The following is a 10,418-nucleotide window of genomic DNA, read 5'->3' on the forward strand; positions in this document are numbered from 1 at the left end:
CTCAGGCGGACAACAGCCCGCGCACGTGGGCGACCACGTCCGCGACCGGCAGCTGGGTGGCTTCGGCGTCGCGCCGTCCCTGGTACTCCACGCGGCCTTCCTTCAGGCCACGGTCGCCCACCACCACGCGGTGCGGCACGCCAATCAGCTCCCAGTCGGCAAACATGGCGCCGGGGCGCTCGCCGCGGTTGTCCAGGATCACATCGACGCCGGCTGCCAGCAGCTCAGCATGGATACGGTCGGCCTCGGCCTTGACGGCCTCGGATCGGTCGTAGCCAACCGGGCAGACCACCACCGCGAACGGGGCGATCGAAGCGGGCCAGATGATGCCGCGCTCGTCGAAGTTCTGCTCGATGGCGGCCCCCAGGATGCGGGTCACGCCGATGCCGTAGCAGCCCATCTGCATGGGCTGGGTCTTGCCGTTCTCGTCCAGGAAGGTAGCGCCCATCGATTCCGAATACCGCGTGCCGAGCATGAACACGTGGCCAACTTCGATGCCGCGGCAGATGGCGAGCGTGCCCTTGCCATCCGGCGAAACGTCGCCCTCCACCACATTGCGCAGGTCGGCCACCACGGGCTCGGGCAGGTCGCGGCCCCAGTTCACGCCGGTCAGGTGGTAGTCGCGCTCGTTGGCGCCGCAGACGAAATCGCTCATGTTGGCGACCGTGCGGTCCGCCACCACGTTGACAGGCTTCTTGGCACCGATGGGACCCAGGTAGCCGGGCGGCGTGCCGAACGTCTCGACGATCTCGGACTCGGTCGCGAAGCGGAACTCGGCCAGGCCGGCCACCTTGGACGCCTTGATCTCGTTGAGCTCATGGTCGCCACGCAGCAGCAGCAGCCAGATCTGCACGCCGGCCTCGCCTTCGGTGGCCAGCACGATCGACTTGACCGTGCGCGCAAGCGGGATGCCAAGCAGCTCGGCCACTTGCTCGCACTTGGCCTTGCCCGGGGTGGGCGTGTTGACCATGGCTTCGGCCGGCGCGGCACGCTGGGCCAGCAGCGGCAGGGCCTCGGCCGCTTCCATGTTGGCGGCGTAGTCCGAGTCGGGGCAGTAGACGATAGCGTCTTCGCCGGTCTCGGCGATCACGTGGAACTCGTGCGAGCCGGAGCCGCCGATGGCGCCGTTGTCGGCCGCGACGGCACGGAACTCCAGGCCGAAACGCTGGAAGATGCGCACGTAGGCGTCGAACATCTTGTCGTAGGACACCTTCAGGCCAGCAGCGTCACGATCGAAGGAGTAAGCGTCCTTCATGGTGAACTCGCGCCCGCGCATGATGCCAAAACGCGGCCGGCGCTCGTCGCGGAACTTGGTCTGGATCTGGTAGAAATTGATCGGCAGTTGCTTGTAGCTGCGGATTTCGCTGCGGGCGATGTCCGTCACCACCTCTTCGGAGGTGGGCTGCACCGCAAAGTCGCGCTCGTGGCGGTCCTTCAGGCGCAGCAGCTCGGGGCCCATCTTGTCCCAGCGGCCGGTTTCCTGCCACAGCTCGGCAGGCTGAATCACCGGCATCGACAGCTCGACCGCGCCAGCGCGGTTCATTTCCTCGCGCACAATGGCTTCCACCTTGCGAATCACCCGCAGGCCGACCGGCATGTAGTTATAGATGCCGGCGCCAAGCTTCTTGATCATGCCGGCTCGCATCATCAATTTGTGCGACACGATTTCCGCGTCGGAAGGGGCTTCCTTTTGGGTGGAAATGAAGAATTGCGAGGCTTTCATCCGTTGCTTTCTCGTGAGGCCATGCCGCCCTGGCAGGTTCCGTGGGCGGCATGGCGCGAATCCGTGGTGCGCGCGTGCATTATGCAGCGCTTTTTGCTCGGGGAAAACCAGCACCCCGTTGCACAAAGCCCCATTACGCGCTTCCTTTATAATCAACCTAATTCTAAAGGATTCGAGGTGCAGTCATGCTCGATCGTGAAGGCTTTCGCCCGAACGTCGGCATCATCCTCATCAACGCACGGAACGAGGTGTTCTGGGGCAAGCGCATCGGCGAACATTCGTGGCAGTTTCCTCAAGGCGGCATCAAATACGGCGAAACGCCGGAACAGGCGATGTACCGCGAGCTACATGAAGAAGTCGGTCTGCTGCCCGAGCATGTCAGGATTGTCGGTCGCACACGCGACTGGCTGCGTTATGAGGTGCCGGACAAGTTCATCCGCCGCGAAATCCGCGGCCATTACAGGGGACAGAAGCAGATTTGGTTCCTGTTGCGCATGGCGGGCCGCGATTGCGACATCCGCCTGCGCGCCACCGACCACCCGGAGTTCGATGCCTGGCGCTGGAGCCATTACTGGGTCCCGCTAGACGCTGTCATCGAGTTCAAGCGCGATGTCTACCAACTCGCGCTGACCGAGTTGTCCCGCTTCCTGCAGCGCAATACCCGCGCGCCGCTGAGCCCCTACGGCACCCACGGCCGGCACGGTTCGGTGCGCGCAGGTTATGCTCGCGCGGGGCTGGACGAGCATCCCGACAGCGTTCCGGACCTGGTGCATCAGGACCTGGCCCACGATCCGGGCCCAATATCGCCGGCCCAGCCGGCGTCCACAGAACGGAGTACCGATGATTGATTTTGCCGGCCGCGGCTTGCGCCCGAGCCTGCCCGCCGCCTGCTTGCTGGCGGTAACCCTTTGCCTCGGCCTGGCCGGCTGCGGCAGCACGTCCAAGCCGCAACACGTCCCCATGCCGGACGAGTCAGAGGATTACACGCCAAAGAAGGAGTTCAGCATCCTCGACCCGTTCGCCGCGAAGGAATTCAGGGAAGTGGAGACAGCGCTGCCTGCGCCGCCGCGGGATGCGGACCTGATCCCGTTCGAAGTCAGCCCCGCCGGCAACTTCACCTTCGCCGTCGACGGCAAGTCCGTTGCCGTGGGTGCGGACGGCGCGGTGCGTTATACGGTGGTCATCACCGGTGCCAGCGGCATGCGCAACGTGAGCTTCGAGGCCGTGCGCTGCGACACCTTCGAGCGCAAGATGTACGCTACCTTGCCCAGGGGCGCGACCGAGTGGGTCCGCAACCGCACCGACGACCGCGATGGCTGGGTCCAGCTGGCAGGCATCGCGCGCAACAACTATGGTGCGGCGCTGGCCAAAGATTTCCTGTGCGAGGGCCGCTCAGCGGCTGGCAATGCGAAGGACATCGTCAAGGACTTGCGTGGCGAAGCGCCGCGCAAGAGCGCGATCACGCGTTGATGGCGGCAACGGCGCGGTAGTACGGCGCCGGAACAGGCAAAAAAGCCCGCGATCGCTCGCGGGCTTTTTTGCGTCGCTCAGACCAGTACCAGGTTGTCCCGGTGGATCAGCTCGTGCTCGTTCTGGTGGCCAAGCACCCGCTCGATCTCGGACGAGGGCTTGCGCGCGATCAGCTTGGCTTCCGAGCTGGCGTAGTTGGTGATGCCGCGCGCCACCTCATGGCCCGCCGCGTCGATGCAGGCAATGACCTCGCCACGCGCGAACTCGCCCTGCACTTCCACCACGCCGATCGGCAGCAGCGACTTGCCGCCGCTGGTGAGCTTGTCCGCCGCGCCGGCATCGATCACCACCCGCCCGCGCAACTGCAGGTGGTCGGCCATCCATTGCTTACGCGCGGTCAGGCGGCCGGTGGGGGCCAGCAGTTGCGTGCCAATGCCTTCGCCCCCGGCCAGCCGCTCCAGCACATTGGCTTCGCGCCCGGATGCGATCACGGTATGCGCGCCCGACTTGGCGGCGCGCTTGGCGGCCAGAATCTTGGTCAGCATGCCGCCGCGGCCGATCGACGTGCCGGCGCCGCCGGCCATGGCCTCGAGCTCTACCGCGCCAGCCAGCGCCTCGTCCACGAACTCGGCCTGCGGGTTGCTGCGGGGATCGGCGGTATAAAGGCCCCGCTGGTCGGTCAGGATCACCAGCGCGTCGCCTTCAATCAGGTTGGTGACGAGCGCACCCAGGGTGTCGTTGTCGCCAAACTTGATTTCGTCGGTGACCACGGTGTCGTTCTCGTTGATGATGGGCACGACACCCAGCGACAGCAGGGTCAGCAGGGTCGAGCGCGCATTGAGGTAGCGCTCGCGGTCAGCCAGGTCGGCGTGGGTCAGCAACACCTGGGCGGTACGGATGCCGTAGCGGCCGAACTGGCTTTCGTAGACCTGGGCCAGGCCCATCTGGCCCACTGCCGCCGCGGCCTGCAGTTCGTGGATTTCCTTGGGGCGGCGCACCCAGCCGAGGCGCTGCATGCCCTCGGCGATGGCGCCGGAGCTGACCAGCACGACTTCCTTGCCGGCCATGCGCAGCTTGGCGATCTGTGCCGCCCAACGGGCGATGGCCTCGTGATCGAGGCCCTTGCCGTCGTTGGTCACCAGGCTGGACCCAACCTTCACGACGATACGTTTTGCCTGGGCGATGACCGATTGCATGGTGGGAATCCTGTCTGCTGGGTACTGCTGTTCTTGTAGTTAGTTCTGCTCGCTGCCGGACTGGTCGACGTTGTGCAGGCGGTCATCCAGGCGAATGTCCGGCTCCGCCAGCGCGGCGACTTCCTCGGCCTTGATCGCGGCCAGGTGATCCTTGATCGCGTAGATCAGTTCGCGGCAGCCTTCGCCGGTCAGGGCGGAGATGCGGAACACCGGGCCCTTCCACTTGTAGCGCTTGACGAAGTCCTTGACGCGCGCATCGCGCTCTTCCTCGGGCACCACGTCCAACTTGTTCAATACCAGCCAGCGCGGCTTTTCGTACAGGCTTTCGTCGTACTTCTTCAGCTCGTTGACGATGGCGCGGGCTTCCGCCACCGGGTCCACGGCTTCATCGAACGGCGCCAGGTCGACGATATGCAGCAACAGACCCGTGCGCTGCAAGTGGCGCAGGAACTGGTGGCCCAGCCCGGCGCCTTCCGCGGCGCCTTCGATCAGGCCGGGGATGTCGGCCACCACGAAGGACTGCTCGTGATCGACCCGCACCACGCCCAGGTTGGGATGCAGCGTGGTGAAGGGGTAGTCGGCCACCTTCGGGCGCGCATTGGAAATGTGGGAGATAAAGGTCGACTTGCCGGCGTTTGGCATGCCCAGCAGGCCCACGTCGGCCAGCACCTTGAGCTCCAGCTTGATCATGCGGCGCTCGCCCGGCTTGCCGTCCACCTGCTGGCGGGGCGCGCGGTTGGTACTGGACTTGAAGTGCAGGTTACCCCAGCCGCCCAGGCCACCCTCGGCCAGGCAAACGGTCTGGCCATGCTCGGTCAGGTCGGCGATCAGTTCGCCGGAATCCATGTCGAGGATCTGCGTGCCGACCGGCATGCGCAGGTTCACATCTTCGCCGCCCGCGCCATAGCAATCGGCGCCCCGGCCATTCTCGCCGTTGCGCGCCACGTGCTTCTTGGCGTAGCGGAAGTCGATGAGCGTGTTGATGTTGCGGTCGGCCACCGCGTAGACACTGCCACCGCTGCCGCCGTCGCCACCGTCGGGGCCACCGAAGGGCACAAATTTCTCGCGCCGCATCGATGCGCTGCCATTGCCGCCGTTGCCGGCGATGACTTCAATTCTGGCTTCGTCGATGAACTTCATGATGACCTTCCGTGGTGTAGCGACCGCAAAGCGCGTGCCCGGCCGGGATGGCAAGGCCGCGGGCGCGGCGAATGGCGACAATGACATTGTCGCCAGAAAAGAAAAAGCCCCGCAAGTACTGCGGGGCCTTCATGCTGCAAAGGCTGTGATCAGACTGCCGGAACGACGCTGACCTGCTGCTTCTTGGCAGCGCCCTTGACGGCGAACTGCACGTGGCCGTCGACGAGAGCAAAGAGGGTGTGATCCTTGCCAATGCCAACGTTATCGCCCGGGTGCACGCGGGTACCGCGCTGACGCACGATGATGCTGCCGGCGTTGATGGCTTGACCACCAAACACCTTGACGCCCAGACGCTTCGATTCGGAATCGCGGCCGTTCCGTGTGGAACCGCCGCCCTTTTTCTGTGCCATGACTAACTCCTGTCGCTTTACTTTACCTAGTTACGCTTGAATTCGATTCGATAAGGACTGAGCGCTGGCTCAGCCAATGATCTCTTCGATGCGCAGCTCGGTGTAATTTTGACGATGGCCTTGACGCTTTTGATAGTGCTTGCGACGGCGCATCTTGAAGATCTTCACCTTATCGTGACGACCTTGGGAGATAACGGTAGCCTTGACGGAAGCCCCGCTAACCAGCGGCGTACCAAACTTGAGTTGGTCGCCTGCGCCCACTGCGAGCACCTGGTCGAGCGTGATTTCTGCGCCAATGTCTGCCGGTATCTGTTCTACTTTAAGTTTTTCGCCAGCAGCAACCTTATATTGCTTGCCGCCGGTTTTTACGACCGCGTACATTGTCGAACCTCTCGATGTGAAATAAAACGCCGAAAGCCAACGCCGGCGCGCCCTTGCGTCCGTTTCATCCCGATCCAGGCAACGACCAGGACAGGGAAAACAGACAAGCCGGACGGCCCAATTGGCCCGGTTATCTCCCACCAGCGCATCTGCAGACAACACAAAGCGGCCGGAGGAAACCCACGATTCTATACCAAAGCCGGGAAAAGTACAAAGAAAACAGGCACATAGCCTGCCCGGCGCCGCATGGCGCCGCCTGAAGCACTTCCCCGTCCACCCCGGTCAGGTCAGGTCCGCGAGCAGGAAACCCGCCAGGGCGGCGAAAGCTGCCCACAGTGCGGTGCGCCGGAGCTGGCGGCGCGAGGAGGAAGGTGGCTGGGTCATGGCGGCATTATAGGTGCACGGGACCGCCACGCCCGCTTTGCTCGCACAGTGCCAGCACGCCTTGTCGCACCCCCCGTTCAGGGGACATACATACACCCGCATCGCTTATAATCGGCGGGTTTTGCGTAACGGTGAACATCTTGTCCCAGTCTTCCGCCACTGCCTTGCTTGCCCCGGTCGCTGCCGACATGCGCGCCGTTGATTCGGTTATCCGCCAGCGCCTCGCCTCGGAAGTGCCCCTGATCGAGCAGATCGGCGAGTACATCATCAGCGCGGGCGGCAAGCGCCTGCGTCCGGTGATCCTGCTGCTGTCCGCACGGGCCTTCGGATACGACGGCAACCGGCACCACGAACTGGCCGCGGTGGTCGAGTTCATCCATACCGCCACGCTGCTGCACGACGACGTCGTCGACGAGTCGGAGCTGCGCCGCGGCCGCCAGACCGCCAACGCGGTCTTCGGCAACGCCGCGAGCGTGCTGGTAGGCGACTTCCTCTATTCCCGCGCCTTCCAGATGATGGTCGACGCCGGCAGCATGCGCATTATGGAGATCCTCTCCAATGCCACCAATGTGATCGCCGAAGGTGAAGTGCTGCAGTTGCTGAACATGCACGACCCCGACGTCACGGTGGAGCGCTACCTGCAGGTGATCCGCTACAAGACCGCCAAGCTCTTCGAAGCCTCGGCCCAGTTAGGCGCCGTGCTGGCCGGCGCCGATGCCGCCACCGAAGAAGCTGCCGCGGAGTACGGACGGCGCATCGGCACCGCGTTCCAGCTGATCGACGACATGCTGGACTACACCGCCAGCGCCGAGCAGATGGGCAAGAATGCCGGCGACGATCTGCGTGAAGGCAAGCCCACCCTGCCGCTGCTGCACCTGCTCGAGCACGGCACCGCGGAGCAACGCACACTGGCTCGCGAAGCCATCGTGCAAGGCGGCACCGAGCATTTCGATGCGGTGTTCGCCGCGATCCACGCCAGCGGCGCGCTCGAGGTCACCTTCCAGGCAGCCCAGCGCGAAGCCGAAGCCGCGGAGAAAGCCGCCCAGCGGTTCCCCGACTCCCCACTGAAGCAAACGCTGATCGACCTGTGCGCGTTCTCGCTGCAACGGCAGTCCTGATGTCAAAGCGCCCCGTGCCGGTGGCCCCTTCCATTCCGGAAAAAAGGCTGCTACACTTGTGTGCTTTCGCGCTGCAGCAGTAATTAGCAGGCAACGCAGAGAAAAACAAACGGGGTGTAGCTTAGCCTGGTAGAGCGCTACGTTCGGGACGTAGAGGCCGGAGGTTCGAATCCTCTCACCCCGACCAGATTTTCCTTGTTCAACAAGGCAAGGACATAAAGCCCAGCAATCGCTGGGCTTTATGCTTTGTGGCCATCATCTGTGTGTGGCAAGCCTGTGCCACGACGACGCCGTGAAGACCAAGCCCGGGCGCCGAGGCTCGCTGCGCGAGGCTGGGCCAGCCGGGCGCCTCCAGCTCCAGCCAATCGGGCCATCGGGACCGGCCAGAGGCCAAGCTCAGGCGAGTTTTTCCTTCAGGAACGCCACGAGATACGGGGTAGCGGCGGCGGCCACCGTCGATGCGGTGGACGGGTCGATGCCCATTCTCCCCGCCAGCGACTCAGCCACCCGGCCGCTCAGGATACCTTCCCCACCTTCCGTCAGCGACTTGAAAAAACCGTCGCCCCGCACCAGGCCTGCTGCGAAGGCCGCAAAAAAGCTCCGGCCCGCATGCTCGCCCATCAGACCGCCACTCTGCTCTTCAACGTGGGCGTGCGCGGTTTCTGCGGCCTGGCTCAGCATTTGCTGCGCATCCTCCGCACCGATGCCCTGAGCCGCCAGCGCTTGGGTGGCCTGGCTCCCGTGCTCGGAGGCCAGAAATTCAGAAACGAGTTGCTGTACATCCATGGAACACCTTCCTGCAGAAGTTACGATTTAGAGTCCCGAACGCGGGGTTGAGGCGACTGACCTGCGGAAGCCACCTCATCATGTTATCAACCCTACGTGAAGCCTGACCGCGACGCCATACCGTCCACTATGGAAGCCCGATAAGCAAACGCATCGGCGTCGAGAAGGTTCTCAGCACTCGATAGGAATTTGAGCAGATTCGGTCTGAACGGGCACAATCTTCTCAAAGCCCGACAATCCTATCATTCAGATGATAAGATTTTGATAAATTTATCAACGGTGAGAACTCATGTCGGGCAAACCGCTGCCGGAGACCATCCTCGAGTACGTCAGGCGCGAACAGCAGGCCGGTTCGGCGGGGGTTTCAGCCGGAGCCATTCAGGCCCACTGCGCCCGCTCAAGGCCAACCGTCAACCGCGCGTTGGCCCATCTGGTAGCAACAGGTGCCCTTGAGCGGCAAGGGGCTGGCCGGTCCGTGAGCTATCGTGTCTGCGCATCGACCCCTATCTCGGAGACCCGCCCGGCCCCGCCGGTCGCCGGTCGCGAAGCACATGCTTCTCCCCCCTGGAGTGGCGCTGGGCACACGCTCATCAGCGCGCTATCGGCGCCGCTGGGTGCGCGCCATCCGGTCTCTTACCAGCGCTCCTTCGTCGCCGGCTATCAACCCAACGCTTCCAGCCTGCTTCCCGCCACGCTGGCCACGCAGCTTTACGAGATGGGCAGGTCGAAGGACCAGCAGCCCGCCGGCACCTATGCGCGCAAGGTGCTCGAGCAACTGCTCATCGACCTGTCCTGGTATTCGTCCCGGCTCGAAGGCAACCGCAAGAGTCTGCTCGACACGCGCGCCCTGTTCGAAAAAGGCCGCTCCGAGAGTGATGACCGGGACGCCACGATGCTGCTCAATCACAAGGACGCCATCGAATTCATGGTCGACGCGGTGCCCACCGAAGGCATCACCGTGCCCGTGGCACGCAACCTGCAAAGTCTGCTCATGCGCGACCTGCTGCCAGACCCGGCCGACCTCGGGGCCATCCGGCAGAAAATCGTCAATATCCAGGACACGGTCTATGTACCGAGCCAGGTCCCCAGCCTGCTCGAAGAGACGCTGCACGACATCGTCGACAAGGCGAGGCTCATCCGCAACCCCGTCGAAGCCGCGTTTTTCCTGTGGGTCAACCTCGCCTACCTGCAGCCCTTCGTCGATGGCAACAAGCGCACCAGCCGGCTGGCCGCCAACATGCCGCTCATGCTGGCAAATTGTTCGCCGCTGTCCTTCCTCGACGTCGGACAGAGCGACTACGCGCTGGCGATGCTGGGCGTCTACGAACGGCTCGATGTGACACTTGCGGCCGAACTGTTCGACTGGACCTACCGCCGCTCCATCGCCAAGTACCAAGCGGTCGTCGAGGCCATGGGCGGACCGGACCCGCTGCGGGTGCGTTACCGCGAACCGCTCGGCGAGGCGATTCGGCAGATTGTCTTCGTCGGGGCGAGCTTCGCGCAGGCCGTGGAAGGGGCTGGCGTCGCGCAAGCGGATGCAGCCGCGTTTCGCGCGATGCTGAACACGGAACTCGAGCACCTGGAGGCCTACAACTGTGCCCGCTACCGCCTGCCCATCAGCAAGACGCAAGAGTGGATTGACCTGGGACGCCCACACTAGCCCTGAAATACAAAACGCCCGATGAGGTTCATCGGGCGTCTATTACCTTGGAGCGCTAGGCGCCCACGGCGCCACAAAACCTGTCAACCTATGTCAGGACCTGACAGCGGCCCTGGCTTGCCAATCCCGATTCCCACCCCTTCCCCATCC

General features: G+C 63.9%; 11 protein-coding genes and 1 tRNA gene. 6 read left to right on the top strand and 6 right to left on the bottom strand.

Features of this window, described 5'->3' with window-relative positions; genetic code table 11:
* Position 1 precedes the first annotated feature (1 nt).
* Positions 2–1,723 (bottom strand): proline--tRNA ligase, encoded by a 1,722-nt coding sequence (locus AC1RWI_RS22455; RefSeq protein ID WP_043349731.1) that lies wholly within the window; start codon positions 1,721–1,723, stop codon positions 2–4.
* Between the two features lie 185 nt (positions 1,724–1,908).
* Between AC1RWI_RS22455 and AC1RWI_RS22460 the strand changes: the two genes are divergently transcribed.
* Together AC1RWI_RS22460 and AC1RWI_RS22465 are read left to right on the top strand one after the other, a co-directional pair.
* Complete coding sequence (locus tag AC1RWI_RS22460) at positions 1,909–2,571, top strand: RNA pyrophosphohydrolase (protein ID WP_043349734.1); 663 nt, start codon at positions 1,909–1,911, stop codon at positions 2,569–2,571.
* Complete coding sequence (locus tag AC1RWI_RS22465) at positions 2,564–3,193, top strand: CNP1-like family protein (RefSeq protein ID WP_492868847.1); 630 nt, start codon at positions 2,564–2,566, stop codon at positions 3,191–3,193. Before AC1RWI_RS22460 ends, AC1RWI_RS22465 begins: the two co-directional genes overlap by 8 nt.
* A gap of 77 nt (positions 3,194–3,270) precedes the next feature.
* On the opposite strand, the gene proB is transcribed toward AC1RWI_RS22465, so the two are convergent.
* Together proB and obgE are read right to left on the bottom strand one after the other, a co-directional pair.
* The gene (proB, locus tag AC1RWI_RS22470; protein WP_043349741.1) at positions 3,271–4,389 is read right to left on the bottom strand and encodes a glutamate 5-kinase; all 1,119 of its coding nucleotides are present in this window, start codon (positions 4,387–4,389) and stop codon (positions 3,271–3,273) included.
* Between the two features lie 39 nt (positions 4,390–4,428).
* Positions 4,429–5,529: a GTPase ObgE gene (gene obgE, locus AC1RWI_RS22475; RefSeq protein ID WP_043349742.1), complete on the bottom strand. Its 1,101-nt coding sequence runs from the start codon at positions 5,527–5,529 to the stop codon at positions 4,429–4,431.
* Between obgE and AC1RWI_RS22480 the strand changes: the two genes are divergently transcribed.
* Complete coding sequence (locus AC1RWI_RS22480; RefSeq protein ID WP_144409845.1) at positions 5,519–5,701, top strand: hypothetical protein; 183 nt, start codon at positions 5,519–5,521, stop codon at positions 5,699–5,701. The two genes, obgE and AC1RWI_RS22480, sit on opposite strands and share 11 nt — an antisense overlap.
* Here the strand turns inward: AC1RWI_RS22480 and rpmA are convergent.
* Together rpmA and rplU are read right to left on the bottom strand one after the other, a co-directional pair.
* Positions 5,679–5,939 (bottom strand): 50S ribosomal protein L27, encoded by a 261-nt coding sequence (rpmA, locus tag AC1RWI_RS22485; protein WP_006162509.1) that lies wholly within the window; start codon positions 5,937–5,939, stop codon positions 5,679–5,681. The two genes, AC1RWI_RS22480 and rpmA, sit on opposite strands and share 23 nt — an antisense overlap.
* Before the next feature lie 69 nt (positions 5,940–6,008).
* Positions 6,009–6,320, bottom strand: coding sequence for a 50S ribosomal protein L21 (gene rplU, locus AC1RWI_RS22490; RefSeq protein WP_006162510.1), 312 nt, complete (start codon positions 6,318–6,320; stop codon positions 6,009–6,011).
* A 572-nt stretch (positions 6,321–6,892) separates the two neighbouring features.
* Here rplU and ispB point away from each other — a divergent pair.
* Both ispB and AC1RWI_RS22500 read left to right on the top strand, forming a co-directional pair.
* Positions 6,893–7,822 (top strand): octaprenyl diphosphate synthase, encoded by a 930-nt coding sequence (gene ispB / locus AC1RWI_RS22495; protein WP_492868853.1) that lies wholly within the window; start codon positions 6,893–6,895, stop codon positions 7,820–7,822.
* 110 nt (positions 7,823–7,932) lie between these two features.
* Positions 7,933–8,009: transfer RNA gene (locus tag AC1RWI_RS22500), tRNA-Pro, on the top strand.
* 209 nt (positions 8,010–8,218) lie between these two features.
* Here the strand turns inward: AC1RWI_RS22500 and AC1RWI_RS22505 are convergent.
* The gene (locus AC1RWI_RS22505) at positions 8,219–8,608 is read right to left on the bottom strand and encodes a hypothetical protein (protein WP_043349747.1); all 390 of its coding nucleotides are present in this window, start codon (positions 8,606–8,608) and stop codon (positions 8,219–8,221) included.
* Between the two features lie 289 nt (positions 8,609–8,897).
* Between AC1RWI_RS22505 and AC1RWI_RS22510 the strand changes: the two genes are divergently transcribed.
* Positions 8,898–10,268 (top strand): Fic family protein, encoded by a 1,371-nt coding sequence (locus tag AC1RWI_RS22510; protein ID WP_043349750.1) that lies wholly within the window; start codon positions 8,898–8,900, stop codon positions 10,266–10,268.
* Positions 10,269–10,418: the final 150 nt, after the last annotated feature.

It is taken from the genome of Cupriavidus sp. MPR-AND1C, from assembly GCF_058809705.1.

Coding starts and splice junctions, on each gene's coding strand:
- AC1RWI_RS22455 (WP_043349731.1), bottom strand. CDS start 1,723: ATGAAAGCCTCGCAATTCTTCATTTCCACCCAAAAGGAAGCCCCTTCC.
- AC1RWI_RS22460 (WP_043349734.1), top strand. CDS start 1,909: ATGCTCGATCGTGAAGGCTTTCGCCCGAACGTCGGCATCATCCTCATC.
- AC1RWI_RS22465 (WP_492868847.1), top strand. CDS start 2,564: ATGATTGATTTTGCCGGCCGCGGCTTGCGCCCGAGCCTGCCCGCCGCC.
- proB (WP_043349741.1), bottom strand. CDS start 4,389: ATGCAATCGGTCATCGCCCAGGCAAAACGTATCGTCGTGAAGGTTGGG.
- AC1RWI_RS22480 (WP_144409845.1), top strand. CDS start 5,519: ATGAACTTCATGATGACCTTCCGTGGTGTAGCGACCGCAAAGCGCGTG.
- obgE (WP_043349742.1), bottom strand. CDS start 5,529: ATGAAGTTCATCGACGAAGCCAGAATTGAAGTCATCGCCGGCAACGGC.
- rpmA (WP_006162509.1), bottom strand. CDS start 5,939: ATGGCACAGAAAAAGGGCGGCGGTTCCACACGGAACGGCCGCGATTCC.
- rplU (WP_006162510.1), bottom strand. CDS start 6,320: ATGTACGCGGTCGTAAAAACCGGCGGCAAGCAATATAAGGTTGCTGCT.
- ispB (WP_492868853.1), top strand. CDS start 6,893: ATGCGCGCCGTTGATTCGGTTATCCGCCAGCGCCTCGCCTCGGAAGTG.
- AC1RWI_RS22505 (WP_043349747.1), bottom strand. CDS start 8,608: ATGGATGTACAGCAACTCGTTTCTGAATTTCTGGCCTCCGAGCACGGG.
- AC1RWI_RS22510 (WP_043349750.1), top strand. CDS start 8,898: ATGTCGGGCAAACCGCTGCCGGAGACCATCCTCGAGTACGTCAGGCGC.